We start from the raw sequence: 16,193 nt of genomic DNA on the forward strand, positions 1-16,193 counted from the left end.
GATGGCCCTAGGCCACCCGCTAGCGCCAACGCTGTGCCGGCCCGCTTTCTGCTGTTTCGCTCTTCAAAATTCCTGCCATGCCCGCCGCCCTCGGTATCATCCCGGCCCGCTACGCCTCTACCCGCCTGCCCGGCAAGCCCCTCGTCGACCTGGGCGGCCAGTCTATGATTGAGCGCGTGGTGGCGCAGGCCCGCCAGGCCAACCTAAGCCGCGTGGTAGTAGCCACCGACGACCAGCGCATTCTGGAGCACGTGCGCGGCTTCGGGGGCGAGGCCATGCTCACGCGCCCCGACCACCTCAGCGGTACCGACCGGGTGTGGGAGGCCTTCGAGCAGCTGGGCCAGCCCGCCGAAATAAGTTGCATCGTTAATATTCAGGGCGACGAGCCCTTTATTAACCCTGCGCAGATAAACGCGCTGGTGGCGCTGTTTGCCCAGCCCGCGCCGCCCGCCATTGCCACGCTCATCAAGCCCGTGCTGACGGAGGAGGAGCTGTTCAGCCCGCACCTGCCCAAGGTCGTCACCGACCAGCGCGGCCGGGCGCTCTACTTCAGCCGCCACCCCCTGCCCTACCAGCGCCAGCACCCCCTGGCCGAGTGGCTGGCGCACCACCGCTACCACCGCCACCTAGGCCTCTACGCCTACCAGCCGGCCGTATTGCAGCAGCTGACCCAGCTGCCGCCTTCGCCCCTGGAGCTGGCCGAAAGCCTGGAGCAGCTGCGCTGGTTGGAAAACGGCTTCTCCATTTATACCGCCCTTACCGAGCTGGACGCCTTTGGCATCGACACGCCCGAGGACGTGGCGCGGGCCCGGCAGCGGCTGGCTACGAGTGGGACCTAAGGGCTTAGCGGCGGTTGCTTACCTAACAAAAATACCTGGTTTAGCGCGCAAGTAACATCTTTATATTTAAACCTTTACTTCGGCAATTACTTAGTAAGCAGTATCATTTTCCCCTCTGCTATGAAGCCGAGTCTACCCATCCGATTTGTTTACTTACTAGCCCTGCTACTGATGGGCGCTCAGGTTCGTGGGCAAGTAGTGCGCTACCGCGACAGCAGCAGCCCTAGGCTGTGGACGCCGACGGAAGTGGATACGTTCCGGCAAGTAATGAACCGGCGGGGCAGAACGGCCGGGATAGAGTTTCACCCGCGCATCGACAAAACGATTACCCGGCCGGATACCATTATCTACGAATACACCCTAATGGGCACCCATACGCAAGCGGCCCTAGCGGCCCGCCAGCAGGGCCTAGACGGCTTTATTGGCCAGCCGCTGCCCGCTTTTGCGCTGCCCGATGTGCAGGGCAAGCTGGTAAACTCTGCTAGCCTACGGGGCAAGCCCGTTGTGCTGAACTTATGGTTTACTACCTGCAGCCCCTGCATTGCGGAAATGCCGACGCTAAACCGCATTCAGCACGAGAAAGCACGGTCAGAAATAGTCTTCCTGGCCATGACGTTCGATAGCCAACAGCAAGTGCAGGCTTTTTTGCGCAAGCAGGCCTTCACTTACCGGCAGCTAGTGGAGGCCAAACAGTACTGCAGCCAATTTGGAACCGGGTTTCCGGTTACCTTTTTCGTCGGCAGGGACGGATTAATTAAAAAGGTTTTAGGGGGTATCGCGGTGAATGCAGACCCCGTAACCCACAAGCCGACCAGTGCCGATGACGCTGCCTTCTACGCGGCGCTTAAGCAGATTGAGTAGGCGCGTCGGCGGCGGGCGCAAGGCCTAGGGCCGCCCCGCGGCGCAAGAGCAGCGCGTAGGCGGGGCCCCACTCGTTGGGCACCTCGCCCTCCAAGATGGCTTCGAGCACGGCTTCCTTCAGCTCGCCCACCTGGCGCGAGGGTTGGAGGCCGAAGGTGGCCATGATGACCTCGCCGGTGATTACGGGCTTGAAGTTGCGCAGGTGGTCCTTGGCTTCAATCTCGCGCAGCTTTTCCTCCACCTTGTCGAAGTTACGCAAGTAGCGGGCCTTGCGCTGGTGGTCCTTGCTGGTGATGTCGGCCCGGCACAGCACCATGAGGCGGTCGATGTCGTCGCCGGCTTCGAAGAGCAGGCGTCGCACGGCCGAGTCGGTCACGATGTCCTGGGCGAGCACGATAGGGCGCAGGTGCAGGCGCACCAGCTTCTGCACCATGCGCATTTCCTCGCCCAGCGGCAGCTTGAGGTCGGTAAAAATTTGGGGTACCCAGCGCGCGCCCTTGTCCTCGTGGCCGTGGAAAGTCCAACCCACCCTAGGGTCGTAGCGCTTGGTGGCGGGCTTGGCGATGTCGTGCAGGATGGCCGCCCAGCGCAGCCACAAGTCGCCCCCGGCCGCCGCCACGTTGTCGAGCACCTGCAGGGTGTGGTAGAAGTTGTCCTTGTGCGCGTGGCTGCCCACTTTATCTACACCGTAGAGCTGCGCCATCTTGGGGAAGATGAGCGCCAGTAAGCCCGTCTGAAACAGCAGCTTGAAGCCGTAGCTCGGCACCGGCGACTCCACGATTTTATTCAGCTCGATGGTAATGCGTTCCTGCGACACAATCTTTATCCGCTCCTTGTTGCGGGCAATGGCGTCATAGGTATCGGGCTCAATATCAAACCCCAACTGGCTGGCAAACCGGATGGCGCGCAGCATCCGCAGCGGGTCGTCGCTGAAGGTAATGTCGGGCCCTAGGGGCGTGCGGATGGTTTTGGTGGCCAGGTCCTGCATTCCGCCGTAGCGGTCTACGAGCGCCCCGAAGTCCTCTGCGTTCAGGCTGAGCCCTAAGGCATTGATGGTGAAGTCGCGCCGGGCCAAGTCGTCTTCCAAGGTGCCGGCCTCCACCTCGGGCTTGCGGCTTTCGGCGCGGTAGCTTTCCTTGCGGGCGCCCACAAACTCGATTTCGCCGGCCTCCTGAGTGGGCAGCATGGCGGTGCCAAAGTTCTTGAACACCGTCACGCGGCCCCGGCCCGGCAGGCGGCGGCCCACCGCCTGCGCCAACTGAATGCCGTCGCCCACCGTCACCACGTCAATGTCTTTGCTGGGGCGCCCTAGGGCCAGGTCGCGCACGTAGCCGCCGATGACGTAGGCCGGCTGGCCCAGCTCGTGGGCGGCCTCGGCAATGGTGCGGAAGATGGGCAGGTTGGGCAGCGTGGGCGTCGTCATAGGGCAAAATTACGCCTGGCTGTTGCGCGGGCTATTTAGTATTGTCTGTCATGGCGAGCCTGCGAAGCAATCGCAACCCAGACGACAATGTTCTGGTGCGATTGCTTCGCAGGCTCGCCATGACAGTTTTTAACCTACTCGCGCACCACTTCCAGGGCGCCGCCGGGCCCTAGGCGCACCACCCGCGAGGGCGCGGTGCGGGTTTGGTCGTCTTGCCGCCAGCGCACCACCAGGTCAACGCCGCGCACGATGGCGGGGCTCACTTCGCTGAATACGGCCGGCGTGGGCTCGCCGCTCAGGTTGGCCGAAGTGCTAACCAGGCCGTGCCCTAGGCGGCGCACCACCTTGTGGCAAAACTCGTCCTGCGCCAGGCGCAGGCCCACCGTGCCATCGGGCCCCAGCAGGCCGGGGGCCAGCGCCCGGCTGGCGGGCACGATGTAGGTAGTGGGCCGGGTTTGGGCGGCCAGGGCGGCTTCCAGCTCGGGCGGCACCTGGGCGGCGTAGCGGGCCAGCATGGCCAGGTCGGCCACCAGCACAATGGCAGGCTTGCCTTCGGGCCGGCCCTTCAGCTTATACAGCCGCTCCACGGGGCGCGTCAGCTCGGCATCGCACCCTAGGCCCCATACCGTGTCGGTGGGGTAGAGAATGATTTGCTGAGTGAGCAGCGCATCGACGGCGGCTTCTACTTCCTGCTGAAAAAAAGTCATGGCTTGCGGGTGAGGATAATACGGGCGAAACGGCGCGGGCTAACGGGCTGCCTACCTGCAAGCCACGGTAACCGCGCCGCCGGCTGGTCGTTAGTACTAGCAGCCAAAAGTAACGTTGCTATTCCGCCGCCATCCATGCCCACTACGCATTTCATTGATACGGAGGTGCTTCACCTCGAATACCAGCAAAATGGCCCGGCCGACGCGCCCGCAGCCCTGCTGCTGCACGGCTTTCCCGACGACTACCATACCTGGGATGCGGTAAGCGCGCAGCTAGTGGCCGCTGGCTACCAAACCATTGCGCCATCCATGCGCGGCTGCGCGGGCTCGGTGTTTCGGGCTGCCAGCACCCTGCGCAGCGGCCAAACCACCGCCCTGGCCCAGGATGCCATTGACCTGCTCGATGCCCTAGGCCTTGCCAAAGTGACGCTGGTGGGCCACGACTGGGGCGCCCGTGCCGGCTACCTGGTGGCGGCGCTCTGGCCCGAGCGGGTCGAAAAGCTGGTGGTGGCCTCGGTGGGCTATGAAACCGGCATCAAGCCCGGCGATGAAATTTTGCCCCAGCAGGTGCACGCTTACTGGTACCAGTGGTTTTTTCATTCCGAACGGGGCCACGAGATGCTCCAAAACAACCGCCGCGACTTTTGCCGTTACATCTGGCACCTGTGGGCGCCCACCTGGCAGTTCGGCGACGCCGAGTTTGCCCAAGCCGCCGCCAGCTGGGACAACCCCGACTGGGTGGCCGTGGTGCTGCACTCTTACCGCGTGCGCTGGGGGGCCGCCCCGCCCGACCCGCGCTACGCCGCCCTAGAGGCGCAGCTCACGCCGCAGCCCACCATTAGCGTGCCCACCATACTGCTCCACGGCGAGCTGGATGGCGCCGCGCTGGTCGCGTCGTCCGAGGGCAAGGAGCAGTATTTCAGCGGCCCCTACGAGCGACGCGTGCTGCCCGGCGTGGGCCACTACGTGCCCCGCGAGGCACCCGAGGCTATTGTGGCGTCGGTGTTAGGTAATTAAACCACTCAGGACGTCATGCTGAGCCTGCCGAAGCATCTCTACCGCGCCGTATTGTTCGGTAGAGATGCTTCGGCAGGCTCAGCATGACGTCCTATCTTATTGTTTTACTTCCTGGCAAAGCTCCACCAATACGCCGCCGGCGCTTTTGGGGTGCACAAAGCACACCAGCTTGTTGTCAGCGCCGCGCTTAGGGTGCTCGTTTAATAGCACGAAGCCTTCGGCGCGCAGCCGTGCCATTTCGGCCTCGATATCATCGACTTCAAAAGCGACGTGGTGAATACCCTCGGGCTTCTTTTCCAGGAACTTGCTGATGGCGCTGTCGGGGCTGGTGCCGGCCAGCAGCTCAATTTTGGAGCCGCCGACCTGGAAGAAAACTGTATCAACAGCTTCACTAACAACGTGCTCGGTTTTGTAGGGTGGCTGACCCAGCAGGCGGGTGTAGAGGGCGGTGGCGGCGGGCAGGTCGCGCACGGCCAGGCCCAGGTGTTCGAGGTTGGTAAGCATAGGGCAGGGAACTGGCCGGGCCAGCGCGGCAAAGCTACTGGCCCGCCGCGCTGGCCTAGGGGTGCTTGAATCGGCAAATCGGTTTTAAGCAGATACTCGCTATTTTTGCGGATTCTCAAAAACTGTTTAGGCCAAAATTCTGTTTCTCCCCCAAGCAACAAGTACATTTAGCCTCAACTAGCTATTTACCGCCGAGCACCATGCTAAAGCTACCCATTTATCTGGACAATAATGCCACTACGCCGCTCGACCCGCGCGTGCTGGAGGCCATGATGCCCTACCTCACGGATGTGTTTGGCAACGCCGCCTCGCGCAACCACCCCTTCGGCTGGGCGGCTGAGGAAGGGGTAGACTACGCCCGCGAGCAAATCAGCCAGCTCATCAACTGCGACCCGAAGGAAATCATCTTCACCAGCGGCGCCACCGAGAGCGACAACCTGGGCATCAAAGGGGTGTTTGAGATGTATAGCCAGCGCGGCAACCACGTCATCACCACCACCACCGAGCACAAGGCCGTGCTTGATACCTGCAAGCACATTGAGAAGCTTGGCGGCAAGGTCACTTACCTGCCCGTCAACGAGCAGGGCCTCATCAGCCTGGAGGAGCTGGAAGCGGCTATGACGCCCCAGACCATCCTGGTGACCATCATGTACGGCAACAACGAGACGGGCACCATCCAGCCCATCCGCGAAATTGCCGCCATCGCCCACAAGCACGGCGCCCTGTTCATGACCGATGGCACCCAGGCCGTGGGTAAGATTCCGGTGGACGTGCTGGCCGATGGCATCGACCTGATGGCCTTCACGGCCCACAAGATGTACGGCCCCAAGGGCGTGGGCGCCCTCTACGTGCGCCGCAAGAACCCTAGGGTGAAAGTAACCGCCCAGATGGACGGTGGCGGCCACGAGCGCGGCATGCGCTCGGGCACTCTCAACGTGCCCGGCATCGTGGGCTTCGGCAAGGCCTGCGAGCTAGCCCGCCTCGAAATGGCGGCCGACGCCGAGCGCCTAAGCAAGCTGCGCGACCAGCTCGAAAAGGAGTTGCTGACGCTCGAAGAAAGCTACGTGAACGGCTCGGTAGAGCACCGCCTGCCGCACGTGGCCAATATCAGCTTTAAGTACGTGGAAGGCGAAGGCCTGATGATGGGCGTGAAAGACCTGGCCGTATCGAGCGGCTCGGCTTGCACCAGCGCCAGCCTCGAACCTAGCTACGTGCTGAAGGCCCTGGGCCTCAGCGACGACCTCGCCCATAGCAGCCTGCGCTTCGGCCTGAGCCGCTTCACCACCGACGAGCAAATCGACTACGCCATCAATCATGTAAAGGAGGCTGTTACTAAGCTGCGCGAGATGTCGCCCCTGTGGGAGATGCACAAAGAAGGCATCGACCTCAACACCATCGAGTGGGCCGAACACTAGCCAAGTAATTAGCAATGAGCAATTGCTCGTTGTTGCTTTCCCATAAATTGCTCACTGATAATTGTTAATTAATTCCCATGGCTTACTCCGATAAAGTAATCGACCACTACAGCAACCCCCGCAACGTGGGCACGCTAGACAAAAGCAAGAAAACCGTAGGCACCGGCCTGGTTGGCGCCCCCGAGTGCGGCGACGTCATGCGCCTGCAAATCGAGGTGGACGAAACCACCAATACCATAACCGACGCCAAGTTCAAGACCTTCGGTTGCGGCTCTGCTATCGCTTCGTCAAGCCTGGCCACCGAGTGGCTGAAAGGCAAGACCGTGGACGAGGCCCTGGCCATCGACAATATGGAGATTGTGGAGGAGCTGGCTCTGCCGCCCGTTAAGATTCACTGCTCGGTGCTGGCCGAAGATGCCATCAAGATGGCCATCAACGATTACCGCGTGAAGAACGGCCTGCCCGCCTTGGAGTTGGAGAAGTCGCACCACTAAGGTTCTGGTAGTTTTTTAAGAAGCGCCCGCTGGCTAGTCCGGCGGGCGCTTTCGCTTTTTAATAGAACGTCATGCTCATCTGGCGTCCGCTTGCCGAAGCATCTCTACCGCGCCCGTTGGGCAATCGTTCAACGATGCGGTAGAGATGCTTCGGCAAGCGGACGCCAGATGAGCATGACGTTCTTTATTGCCTATCTCTTATCCTGCCGCTTCATGAAACCCACCATCACCCTCGAATACTGCCCCAAGTGCAACTGGCTGCTGCGCTCGGCCTGGATGGCGCAGGAGCTGCTTACGACCTTCGCCGACGAGCTGCACGGCGTACTGCTGCACCCCTCCGACACCAGCGGGCGCTTCACGGTGTGGGTAGATGGGCGCGAGCTATTTGACCGCAAGGCCGCCGGCCGCTTCCCCGACATCAAGGAGTTGAAGCAGCTGGTGCGCGACGCCGTGGCGCCCGGCAAGTCCTTAGGGCACTCCGACCGGCCAGCTTAGCCGTGAAGGAAATTTCGCGAGTTTAGCGCTATTTAGAATCCTTCTTAGCGGTATCTTTGTTAGGGAGCCGTGACCAGCTGCCTCGCGCAGCGGTTGCCTGTTCTTCCACGCCGTCTTTAGTTAGCAACGATATGATTACCGTTTCGGATAAGGCCAAAGCCAAGATTGAGCACCTGATACACGATGCCGAGCTGGACAGCACTTACCGCCTGCGCGCCTCGGTGGCCGGCGGCGGCTGCTCGGGCCTGAGTTACAAGCTGGATTTCGACAACGAGATGCGCCCCATGGACCAGGAGTTTGAGGATAAAGGCGTGCGCGTAGTGGTGGATATGAAGAGCTTCCTCTACCTAGCCGGCACCGAGCTTGACTTCTCGGACGGCCTCAACGGCAAAGGCTTTCAGTTTAATAACCCCAACGCCTCGCGCTCCTGCGGCTGCGGCGAGAGCTTCTCGGTATAGCTACTTGCTACTTAACAAAAAGGCGCTTCGCACGGCTGTGCGAAGCGCCTTTTTGTTGCTACCTACTGCACGGGTAGTTCGGGCGGGCGGAAAGAAAACATCCACGTCAACTGTACCGGCGCGGCAGCATTGTTCTGAAAGGTGGGCAACCCTCGCACCACGCGCAGCGCCTCCTCATCGCAGCCGTAGCCTAGGCCGCGGACGATTCTGGTATCGTGCACCTCACCCGCCTCGTCCACCACGAAGCTGACCACTACCGTGCCGGTTATTTCGTGCTGGCGCGCGTCGGCGGGGTAGCGCAAATATTTTTGCACGAATTGGATGGCCTCGGTTTTGCCGCCAACCAGCTGCGGCATAGAGCTGATGTAGGTGTAATATTTATCGAAGTGGGTGCTGTCGGCGGCCGGGTCGTAGTCGCGCAGCGCAGGAATGGGTGTCGGCGTATCGGTTGTATCGGGCTGCATTACTAGCCCAAACGGGTGCGGCACCTGGGCAGTAGCATCCTCCGGGTGAAAGATGTAGCTGGGCGCCGGCTTGAGCAGCAAAGCTGCCCCTAGGGCCAGCGCCGCCACCACAGCGCTCTTTCGGCTGGTAGCGGCGCTGCCCGCTACCAGCGCCAGCAAGGCGCTCAGGGCGGCAATGGCTGCTACCCCGCCAGCCACGATAAACAGCAAGCTCCCCAGTAGCTGCGAGATGTAATTATCGGCCAGGGCGTAGCTGGGCAGCGGGCAGGCCCCTAGGGCCATTACCGGTAGCCCGTAGCGGGCAAGGCGACTAACGCGGCTTTTGCTCATCTAAATACACTTACTCCCACAGCGGATAGTGCTCCAGCTGCACCTCCTGACCGAAGAAGATGCGGGTGCTTTCCTCGAACGAGCGCGTGAAGTCGCTGACGTAGAAGTGGTGCCTAGGGGGGGTGGGGGCGGCCGGGGCCAGCAGCTCGCGCTGCGCCAGGGCCTCGGCCACGGTGGCGGCCACCACGTCGGAGGGGTCGAGCACGGCCACCTGGCCCTGATAATAGGCTTCAATTTCGGCCTTAATGAGCGGAAAGTGGGTGCAGGCCAGCAGCAGCGCGTCGATGCCCTGTAGCGCAGGGTGCTCCAGGTAATCGCGGATAATTACCTCCGAGATGCGGTTCTCGAAATGGCCTTCCTCAATCATCGTTACGAGCAGCGGCGTAGCCAGGGCGTGCAAGTCCACCCCGCGGTCGAGCTGGTCGATTTTTTTGCGGTAGCTGTTGGAGCCTACCGTTTGCTTGGTGCCAATGAGGCCTACCGGGCGCCCAGCGTAGTGCTGGCCCACGTACTGCGACACGGGGTCTATCATGCCCACTACCAGCGCCTTGGAGCCTACGTATTCGCGCACCAGCTCGTAGGCGGCGGCGCTAGCCGAGTTGCAGGCGATGAGGATGAGCTTGCAGTGCTGGCGCAGCAACACGTCGCAAATCTTGACGGAGTAGGCCTGGATGGCGGCGGTGCTTTTCTCGCCGTAGGGCAGGTGGGCGGTGTCGCCGAAGTACACCAGCCGCTCGTGGGGCAGGCGCTGGGCCACGGCGCGGGCCACGGTGAGGCCGCCGATGCCAGAGTCGAAGATGCCAATGGGCCGGGCGGCGGGGTCGGGGGCGGGAGTCGTCATAGGTGGCGGCAAAAGTGGGGCCGCGCGGGCGATACGAAGCCGGATAGCTTGCGCGGACCCAGAATAATGACTATTTTTCGCCTCGCTTTGTCGTTCAGTATTAACGCACTATGAGTACGGTATTAAGAGAAATCGACCAGGCGCTGGCTGGCTACGCCGACCGGCACGGAGCCCGGCCGGTGGCGGTATATTTGGGCGTGCGCAAGTTCACGCAGCTCACCCTCGACGTGGCGCGCGAGGGGCCGCCGCCCAGCCTGAGCACCGATGCGGGCCGCCCCCTCGCCTACCGCAACCTAGAGCTGCTGCGCGACGAGGTGGACGTGGACGCGCTGCGGGTCATTTAACTGCAGATTTAACGGATTTAACGGATTGCACAGATACGCCCGCTGCGCGGACTGGCTACGCAGGCGGCGCAGCAAGCGGGGGCCTAGGGTTACTTAGGGATGTTGAGGCGGTGAGCCCACTTAGGCTGGCCGGAAGCGCTCTAGCGTAGCGATGGGCGTGTTGTTGAACTCGGCGCGGGCGTATTCGCGGTAGCCGAGTCGGGCGGCCAGGCGGCGCGAGGGCTCGTTGGCCAGGTTGATGATGCACACGGTGCGCGGCTCGGGCAGGTGGGAATCGCCCCAGGTTAGGGCGGCCCCCAGGGCCTCGGTGCCGTAGCCCTGGTTGTGCAGGCGGGGGGCGAGTATCCAGCCGGCTTCGGGGTAATGGCCCAGCGAGGGCGTGAGGACTCGCTTGAAATCAGCGAAACCCACCGCGCCTACGAACGCGCCGGTGGCTTTTTCCTCGATGGCCCAGTAGCCGTAGCCGAGCACTGCCCACAGGCCGGCATCGCGCAGCAGCTTGGTCCACACCTCGTTCTCGGTGGCGGGCTGGCCGGTGAGGTGCTGGTAGAAGGACGGCTGCTGCCACATGGCCAGCAAGGGTGGCAGGTCGGTGGGCTGGTAGGCGCGCAGGCGCAGGCGCTCGGTTTCGAGGGTGGGGGCCGTCATTAGCTGCTGGGGGCTAGCAGGGGTTGCAAGGTGTGCCACACGGTGCGGGCCACCAATTTATGGCCCTGTGGCGTGGGGTGGATGCCATCGCGCTGGTTGAGCTTGGGGTCACCGCCCACGCCTTCGAGCAGGAAGGGGATGAGGACGAGGTGGTTTTTGGTGGCCAGCTCGCCGTAGAGCCTCTTGAAATCAGCGGTGTAGGCGGGGCCCATGTTGGGTGGAATCTGCATGCCGGCCAGCACGATTTTAGCCCTAGGGCTCAGCTGGCGCACGGTGTCGATAATGGCTTGCAGGTTTTGGCGAGTGCTGCTGAGGGGCAGGCCGCGCAGGCCGTCGTTGCCGCCCAGCTCCAGCACAAAGACGCCCACCGGCTGGCGGCCCAGCACCCACTTGATGCGCGAGCGGCCCCCGGCACTGGTTTCGCCGCTCAGGCCGGCATTCACGGCCGTGTAGGGCAGGTGCAGCGAGTCGAGCCGGTCGCCGATGAGGGCCGGGTAGGCCTCGTCGGGTTCTACTCCTAGGCCGGCCGTAATGCTGTCGCCGAAGAAGAGGATGGCGTCTTTCTTTTGGGCAGTAGCTGCCGACGCGGCGGCCGTTTCGTCGGGCGCGGGGGCGGCCGTGGTGGCTTGCGAGGCCGAGTCGGACTGGCAGCCAGCGGCCAGCAAAGCCAGCAGCAGCGCGCCGGCGGGCAAAGAGAAGTTCATGAGAAGGGCGAAAGTATGGACCGCCAGGATACGTCTTTACGTTAGGAGCGTGGCGGGGTGCCGGTTTTTGAAAAAGAACGTCGTGCCGCGCCGGTGCGCAGCCTAACTGGTGCTCCCTGGCAGCTAACAGAACGTCATGCCGAGCTTGCGAGGAATCTCGCCTAGGCCTCCTAGAGGTCGTTCAGCGAAGCAAGCGAGATTCCTCGCAAGCTCGGCATGACGTTCTTTTTGAGAGAACGCGCACGCAACCCTGACAACGAACAACTGACCACTATACTGCATGAACAGCCTGCAAGTCGAAAACCTCACTAAAACTTACACTAGCGCCGGCCGCCAGCTCACGGTGCTGCACGAAGTCAGCTTTGCGCTGCAAGCCGGCGACACGCTGGCCATTGTAGGCCCCAGCGGCAGCGGCAAAACCACCCTCCTAGGCCTGTGCGCGGGGCTAGACCGGGCCAGCAGCGGCAGCGTGTGGCTGCAAGGCATCCAGCTCGATAAGCTGAGCGAGGACCAGCGGGCGGCGGTGCGCAACCAGCACGTGGGCTTTATTTTCCAGAACTTTCAGCTGCTGCCCACCCTCACAGCCCTCGAAAACGTGCAGGTGCCGCTGGAGCTGCGCGGCGAGCGCAACGTGGCCCGCACCGCCCAGGCCTTGCTGGCGCGCGTAGGCCTAGGCGAGCGCGGCCACCACTACCCGGCGCAGCTCTCGGGCGGCGAGCAGCAGCGCGTGAGCTTGGCCCGCGCCTTTGCCAACCGCCCCCAAATCCTCTTCGCCGATGAGCCCACCGGCAACCTCGACCCCGACACCGGCGACACAGTGCAGCAGCTGTTGTTCGACCTGAATAAGGAAGCCGGCACCACGCTGGTGCTGGTAACGCACGACCTGGAGCTGGCCGCCAAAACCCAGCGCGTACTGCGCATGAAGGGCGGCCGCGTGGTGGAGGGCGAGGTTGCGCGGACAGCGTAGCCCAGCCCTAGGGCTCATTATTAGTCGATAGGCGGACTGCAAGTCTGCGCAACACATCTATGAATTTCAGTTGGTTAGTTACCATGGCCTGGCGCGACTCGCGCCGCAGCCGCTCCCGGCTGGCGCTGTTTATGTCGAGCATCGTGCTGGGCATTGCGGCGCTGGTAGGCATCAATTCGTTTGGCGACAACCTAGCGCGCAGCATCAGCGAGCAGGCGCGTGAGCTGCTGGGCGCCGACCTAGTGGTGTCGTCGAGCCAGCCCATCGACTCTACCCTGAAGCCGGCCCTAGGGCGGCTGGGGCGCACGCGCACCGAGGAGGTGTCGTTTGCCTCGCTGGTGTCGTTTCCGCGCACCAAGGGCGTGCGGCTGGCGCAGGTGCGGGCCCTGGGGTCCGGCTTCCCCTACTACGGCGCCTGGGAAACTCAGCCCGCTGCCGCCAGCGCCGACTTTCGGGCCGGGCGCGGCAACGGGGCGCTAGTAGATGACGTGCTGCTGGCGCAGTTCGACGCCCGCGTGGGCGACTCGGTGAAAGTGGGCACCCTTACGCTACCCATTGTGGGGCGGGTACTGGCCACGCCGGGCCAAAGCGGCTTTAGCGCGGCGGTGGCCCCTAAGGTGTTCATTCCCATCAAGTACCTGCCCCAAACCGGGCTGGTGCAGCGCGGCAGCCGGGTGCAGTACCGCACCTACTACCAGTTTGCGCCGGGCCAGGACGTGGCCGCCGCCATCAAGCCCCTGCAGGCGCGCTTCGACGCTACGGGCGTGGACACCGACACCGTGGCCAGCCGCCAGCAAAGCACCGGCCGCTCGTTCCGGGACCTGACCCGGTTTCTGAGCCTCGTGGCCTTTGTGGCGCTGCTGCTGGGTAGCGTGGGCGTGGCCAGCGCCGTGAGCCTCTACGTGAAGGAAAAGCTGGGCAGCGTGGCCGTGCTGCGCTGCCTGGGCGCCAGCGGGCGGCAGGCGCTGCTCATCTACCTCATCCAAACCAGCGGCCTGGGGCTGCTGGGCGCGGCTATTGGGGCGGCCCTAGGGGCGGTGGTGCAGCTGGTGCTGCCGCGGGTGCTGGGCGGCTTTTTGCCGGTGCAGGTGAGCGTGGCGGTGTCGCCGGCCTCGGTGGGCCTGGGGCTGCTGACGGGGTTGGCCATGGCGGTGCTGTTTGCGCTGCTGCCGCTGCTCAGCATCCGGCGGGTGTCGCCGCTGCGGGTGCTGCGCTCGGCCTACGACGAGGACACGACGCCCGCCGACCCACTGCGCGGGCTGGTGCTGGGCCTCATTGCGGCGTTTGTGCTGGGCTTTTCGTACTTCCAAACCCGCGACTGGAAGCTAGCGCTGGGCTTCGCAGCCGGGCTGCTGGTGGCCCTAGGGGCGCTCACGGGCCTGGGGCTGGGGCTGCGCTGGCTGCTGCGCCGCTTCTTCCCCACCGGCTGGAGCTACGTGGCCCGGCAGGGGCTTGCCAATCTGTTCCGGCCCCAAAACCAGACGGTTACGCTCATCCTGTCCCTGGGCCTGGGCACGTTTTTGCTGGCCACGCTCTACCTGGTGCAGGGCGTGCTGCTGGGCCGGGTGCAGCTGGCGGGCGGCGGTGAGCAGCCCAATCTGGTGCTCTTCGACATCCAAACCGAGCAGCAGCGCGGCGTCGAGCAGCTGCTGGCCCAGCAGCGCCTACCCATCATCCAGCGCGTACCCATTGTGACGATGCGCCTGGCCGCCATCAACGGCCGCACCGTGTCGCAGCTCAAGAAAGATACCGCCAACGGCATTCCGCCCTGGGCGCTCACCCGCGAGTACCGCGTCACGTACCGCGACACGCTCAGCAAGACCGAAAAGCTGGTGTCGGGCACGCCGCCGCAGCGGGCGGTGGCCGGCGGCCTGCCCCGCGTGTCGGTCGATAACAGCTACTTGCAGCGCGTGCACCTCAAGCTGGGCGACACGCTGAGCTTCAACGTGCAGGGCGCGCCGCTCGACGTAGTGGTGGGCGGCTCGCGCGAGGTCGATTGGGGCCGGGTGCAAACCAATTTCCTGGTCGTGTTCCCCAGCGGTGTACTCGAAGATGCGCCGCAGTTCCACGTCATCCTCACGCGCACGCCCAGCACTGCCGCGCTGGCCGCCACCCAGCAGGGCCTAGTGCGCCAGTTCCCCAACGTGTCGGCCATTGACCTGGGGTTGATTCTGCAAACGGTGGATGACATTCTGGGCAAAATCTCGTTCGTTATCCGCTTCATGGCGGGCTTCAGCATCCTCACCGGGCTGCTGGTGCTGGCCTCGTCGGTGCTCATCAGCCGCTACCAGCGCACCCGCGAAAGCGTGCTGCTGCGCACCCTAGGGGCCAGCCGCCGCCAAATTGCCCGCATCACGCTGCTCGAATACGCCCTGCTGGGCACCCTGGCCGCGCTGGCCGGCGTGGTGCTGGCTGCCCTGGCCGCCTGGGCCCTGGCCTACTGGGTGTTTGAGGCGCCGCTGGCTCTAGGCAGCCTAGCCTGGCTGCCGGCCCTGGTGCTGCTGGTGGCGGCCCTCACGGCCATCATCGGCTGGCTCAACAGCCGCTCGGTGCTGAGCCAGCCGCCGCTGGCGGTATTAAGGGCGGAAGGGTAGTTTCAGTTCGCGTCTATTGCTAACAGTCTTAATTCAGCGAAAAGCTGAATTAAGACTGTTAGCAATAGACGCGAACTGTATATTGCAGACAAACTAAAACCTTCACTTAAATGGGGCAAAGAGCAAATTATATTATCAAGAACCAGGACAAGCTTACTATTCACTACACCCATTGGCGCGCCAATTGTATAGCACAAGACTTATATCTTGGCGAAAAAAGGTTTTTAAAGTATGTCAACGAATGCAAGATAGTAGATGAAATCATAAACTACCCATGGATTGAAGGTTGTGTTATTATTGATATACTTAATAAGCACCTATGTTTCTGGTCATGGGAAATACCTAATGTTACATCCGTAATTAGTTATTATCTACAGGCACTACGAGACAAATGGACAGGTTGGACTATCGAGCATCTCTCAAATGGCATGTATGACGCTGAAAAAATATTAGCTATTGATTATGTATCTAAGCAGGAATTTTCAAAACTCGACATACCTTCTGAGGAAGATGTCATTGATGATAAAGTAGAAGAATGGATTACTGTGACTGTGCTCATAAAACACTCAAACGAATTATTTGTAACTAGTACTGGCAATTTATCTGTAGAATCAATTATTAGCTATGGCCCAAAAATTATCGAGTTACTACAAAGAAAACCAAGATATAACTTACCTAACGAAGACGATGCCACGCAAGAATGCATAATATTTGACATCGATTCAAAAGTCATCTTTATAAGTCAAAGCGAGTTTGGATTGTGGGAACAAACGGCACCTTTATGGGATAGCTACGCATTAATAATGGGAGATACTGGATACATAGCCACACTTCAAATGGCCAACATAGATACAACTAACCTTCTGTTACCACAGGATAAAGTAATTGAATACTTTACTGCACTAGTAGCCCAAACAAGCGACTTTAATCCAGCAGATTTTGCACAACGAATTATACAAGACCAGAAAGATGCCGTCTTTCATCCAGATTTTTTTGACAACACAAAGCCCAATAGAACCATTATTGAAGTAATTACCTCTAAACTCAAATCCCTTTTTAAAAGAAATAATTCTTCATAGAATTATACT

The 16,193-nt window shown here is 61.7% G+C and carries 18 protein-coding genes; 11 read left to right on the top strand and 7 right to left on the bottom strand.

Features of this window, described 5'->3' with window-relative positions; genetic code table 11:
- Positions 1-77 precede the first annotated feature (77 nt).
- Together kdsB and HHL22_RS07290 are read left to right on the top strand one after the other, a co-directional pair.
- The gene (kdsB, locus tag HHL22_RS07285) at positions 78-839 is read left to right on the top strand and encodes a 3-deoxy-manno-octulosonate cytidylyltransferase (protein WP_169530268.1); all 762 of its coding nucleotides are present in this window, start codon (positions 78-80) and stop codon (positions 837-839) included.
- Positions 840-959: 120 nt separating this feature from the next.
- Entirely contained in the window at positions 960-1,700 is a 741-nt protein-coding gene (locus HHL22_RS07290) for a TlpA family protein disulfide reductase (RefSeq protein ID WP_169530269.1), read from the top strand.
- On the opposite strand, the gene HHL22_RS07295 is transcribed toward HHL22_RS07290, so the two are convergent.
- Positions 1,684-3,123: a CCA tRNA nucleotidyltransferase gene (locus HHL22_RS07295; RefSeq protein ID WP_169530270.1), complete on the bottom strand. Its 1,440-nt coding sequence runs from the start codon at positions 3,121-3,123 to the stop codon at positions 1,684-1,686. The genes HHL22_RS07290 and HHL22_RS07295 overlap by 17 nt on opposite strands.
- A 134-nt stretch (positions 3,124-3,257) precedes the next feature.
- Entirely contained in the window at positions 3,258-3,830 is a 573-nt protein-coding gene (locus HHL22_RS07300; protein WP_169530271.1) for an L-threonylcarbamoyladenylate synthase, read from the bottom strand.
- Positions 3,831-3,965: 135 nt separating this feature from the next.
- Here HHL22_RS07300 and HHL22_RS07305 point away from each other — a divergent pair, with 135 nt between their 5' ends.
- Entirely contained in the window at positions 3,966-4,847 is an 882-nt protein-coding gene (locus tag HHL22_RS07305) for an alpha/beta fold hydrolase (RefSeq protein ID WP_169530272.1), read from the top strand.
- A 96-nt stretch (positions 4,848-4,943) separates the two neighbouring features.
- Here the strand turns inward: HHL22_RS07305 and mce are convergent, their stop codons facing one another.
- Entirely contained in the window at positions 4,944-5,351 is a 408-nt protein-coding gene (gene mce / locus HHL22_RS07310) for a methylmalonyl-CoA epimerase (protein ID WP_169530273.1), read from the bottom strand.
- 200 nt (positions 5,352-5,551) lie between these two features.
- Here mce and HHL22_RS07315 point away from each other — a divergent pair, with 200 nt between their 5' ends.
- The 4 genes from HHL22_RS07315 to HHL22_RS07330 all read left to right on the top strand — a co-directional run bounded on the left by HHL22_RS07315 (position 5,552) and on the right by HHL22_RS07330 (position 8,213).
- Positions 5,552-6,766, top strand: coding sequence for an IscS subfamily cysteine desulfurase (locus HHL22_RS07315; RefSeq protein WP_169530274.1), 1,215 nt, complete (start codon positions 5,552-5,554; stop codon positions 6,764-6,766).
- 77 nt (positions 6,767-6,843) lie between these two features.
- Positions 6,844-7,260 carry a Fe-S cluster assembly scaffold IscU gene (iscU, locus tag HHL22_RS07320; RefSeq protein WP_144845427.1) on the top strand — a complete coding sequence of 139 codons (417 nt, stop codon included), beginning with the start codon at positions 6,844-6,846 and terminating at the stop codon, positions 7,258-7,260.
- A 213-nt stretch (positions 7,261-7,473) separates the two neighbouring features.
- Entirely contained in the window at positions 7,474-7,755 is a 282-nt protein-coding gene (locus HHL22_RS07325; RefSeq protein WP_169530275.1) for a SelT/SelW/SelH family protein, read from the top strand.
- Between the two features lie 131 nt (positions 7,756-7,886).
- Positions 7,887-8,213 (top strand): HesB/IscA family protein, encoded by a 327-nt coding sequence (locus HHL22_RS07330; RefSeq protein ID WP_169530276.1) that lies wholly within the window; start codon positions 7,887-7,889, stop codon positions 8,211-8,213.
- 62 nt (positions 8,214-8,275) lie between these two features.
- Here HHL22_RS07330 and HHL22_RS07335 read toward each other — a convergent pair whose 3' ends face one another.
- Positions 8,276-9,007 carry an energy transducer TonB gene (locus HHL22_RS07335; protein WP_169530277.1) on the bottom strand — a complete coding sequence of 244 codons (732 nt, stop codon included), beginning with the start codon at positions 9,005-9,007 and terminating at the stop codon, positions 8,276-8,278.
- Between the two features lie 10 nt (positions 9,008-9,017).
- Positions 9,018-9,848: a glutamate racemase gene (gene murI / locus HHL22_RS07340; protein WP_169530278.1), complete on the bottom strand. Its 831-nt coding sequence runs from the start codon at positions 9,846-9,848 to the stop codon at positions 9,018-9,020.
- 110 nt (positions 9,849-9,958) lie between these two features.
- Here murI and HHL22_RS07345 point away from each other — a divergent pair, with 110 nt between their 5' ends.
- The gene (locus HHL22_RS07345) at positions 9,959-10,192 is read left to right on the top strand and encodes a hypothetical protein (RefSeq protein WP_169530279.1); all 234 of its coding nucleotides are present in this window, start codon (positions 9,959-9,961) and stop codon (positions 10,190-10,192) included.
- A 120-nt stretch (positions 10,193-10,312) separates the two neighbouring features.
- Here the strand turns inward: HHL22_RS07345 and HHL22_RS07350 are convergent, their stop codons facing one another.
- Positions 10,313-10,840, bottom strand: coding sequence for a GNAT family N-acetyltransferase (locus HHL22_RS07350; RefSeq protein ID WP_169530280.1), 528 nt, complete (start codon positions 10,838-10,840; stop codon positions 10,313-10,315).
- A complete protein-coding gene (locus HHL22_RS07355) occupies positions 10,840-11,544 on the bottom strand; it encodes an arylesterase (RefSeq protein WP_169530281.1) in 705 nt (234 codons plus the stop codon). The genes HHL22_RS07350 and HHL22_RS07355 overlap by 1 nt, the downstream gene beginning before the upstream one ends.
- A gap of 280 nt (positions 11,545-11,824) precedes the next feature.
- Between HHL22_RS07355 and HHL22_RS07360 the strand changes: the two genes are divergently transcribed.
- The 3 genes from HHL22_RS07360 to HHL22_RS07370 all read left to right on the top strand — a co-directional run bounded on the left by HHL22_RS07360 (position 11,825) and on the right by HHL22_RS07370 (position 16,184).
- Complete coding sequence (locus HHL22_RS07360) at positions 11,825-12,511, top strand: ABC transporter ATP-binding protein (protein ID WP_169530282.1); 687 nt, start codon at positions 11,825-11,827, stop codon at positions 12,509-12,511.
- Positions 12,512-12,570: 59 nt separating this feature from the next.
- Positions 12,571-15,105: an ABC transporter permease gene (locus HHL22_RS07365; RefSeq protein WP_206680694.1), complete on the top strand. Its 2,535-nt coding sequence runs from the start codon at positions 12,571-12,573 to the stop codon at positions 15,103-15,105.
- A gap of 110 nt (positions 15,106-15,215) precedes the next feature.
- The gene (locus HHL22_RS07370; RefSeq protein WP_169530283.1) at positions 15,216-16,184 is read left to right on the top strand and encodes a hypothetical protein; all 969 of its coding nucleotides are present in this window, start codon (positions 15,216-15,218) and stop codon (positions 16,182-16,184) included.
- Positions 16,185-16,193 lie beyond the last annotated feature (9 nt).

The sequence above is a fragment of the Hymenobacter polaris genome, assembly GCF_012927305.1.
Classification (GTDB): domain Bacteria; phylum Bacteroidota; class Bacteroidia; order Cytophagales; family Hymenobacteraceae; genus Hymenobacter; species Hymenobacter polaris.

Excerpts from the sequence above, each read along its gene's own strand:
- kdsB (WP_169530268.1), top strand. The coding sequence starts at position 78 with ATGCCCGCCGCCCTCGGTATCATCCCGGCCCGCTACGCCTCTACCCGC.
- HHL22_RS07355 (WP_169530281.1), bottom strand. The coding sequence starts at position 11,544 with ATGAACTTCTCTTTGCCCGCCGGCGCGCTGCTGCTGGCTTTGCTGGCC.
- iscU (WP_144845427.1), top strand. The coding sequence starts at position 6,844 with ATGGCTTACTCCGATAAAGTAATCGACCACTACAGCAACCCCCGCAAC.
- HHL22_RS07305 (WP_169530272.1), top strand. The coding sequence starts at position 3,966 with ATGCCCACTACGCATTTCATTGATACGGAGGTGCTTCACCTCGAATAC.
- HHL22_RS07370 (WP_169530283.1), top strand. The coding sequence starts at position 15,216 with ATGGGGCAAAGAGCAAATTATATTATCAAGAACCAGGACAAGCTTACT.
- mce (WP_169530273.1), bottom strand. The coding sequence starts at position 5,351 with ATGCTTACCAACCTCGAACACCTGGGCCTGGCCGTGCGCGACCTGCCC.
- HHL22_RS07315 (WP_169530274.1), top strand. The coding sequence starts at position 5,552 with ATGCTAAAGCTACCCATTTATCTGGACAATAATGCCACTACGCCGCTC.
- HHL22_RS07335 (WP_169530277.1), bottom strand. The coding sequence starts at position 9,007 with ATGAGCAAAAGCCGCGTTAGTCGCCTTGCCCGCTACGGGCTACCGGTA.
- HHL22_RS07330 (WP_169530276.1), top strand. The coding sequence starts at position 7,887 with ATGATTACCGTTTCGGATAAGGCCAAAGCCAAGATTGAGCACCTGATA.
- HHL22_RS07295 (WP_169530270.1), bottom strand. The coding sequence starts at position 3,123 with ATGACGACGCCCACGCTGCCCAACCTGCCCATCTTCCGCACCATTGCC.
- HHL22_RS07325 (WP_169530275.1), top strand. The coding sequence starts at position 7,474 with ATGAAACCCACCATCACCCTCGAATACTGCCCCAAGTGCAACTGGCTG.
- HHL22_RS07345 (WP_169530279.1), top strand. The coding sequence starts at position 9,959 with ATGAGTACGGTATTAAGAGAAATCGACCAGGCGCTGGCTGGCTACGCC.
- HHL22_RS07360 (WP_169530282.1), top strand. The coding sequence starts at position 11,825 with ATGAACAGCCTGCAAGTCGAAAACCTCACTAAAACTTACACTAGCGCC.
- HHL22_RS07290 (WP_169530269.1), top strand. The coding sequence starts at position 960 with ATGAAGCCGAGTCTACCCATCCGATTTGTTTACTTACTAGCCCTGCTA.
- HHL22_RS07365 (WP_206680694.1), top strand. The coding sequence starts at position 12,571 with ATGAATTTCAGTTGGTTAGTTACCATGGCCTGGCGCGACTCGCGCCGC.
- murI (WP_169530278.1), bottom strand. The coding sequence starts at position 9,848 with ATGACGACTCCCGCCCCCGACCCCGCCGCCCGGCCCATTGGCATCTTC.
- HHL22_RS07300 (WP_169530271.1), bottom strand. The coding sequence starts at position 3,830 with ATGACTTTTTTTCAGCAGGAAGTAGAAGCCGCCGTCGATGCGCTGCTC.
- HHL22_RS07350 (WP_169530280.1), bottom strand. The coding sequence starts at position 10,840 with ATGACGGCCCCCACCCTCGAAACCGAGCGCCTGCGCCTGCGCGCCTAC.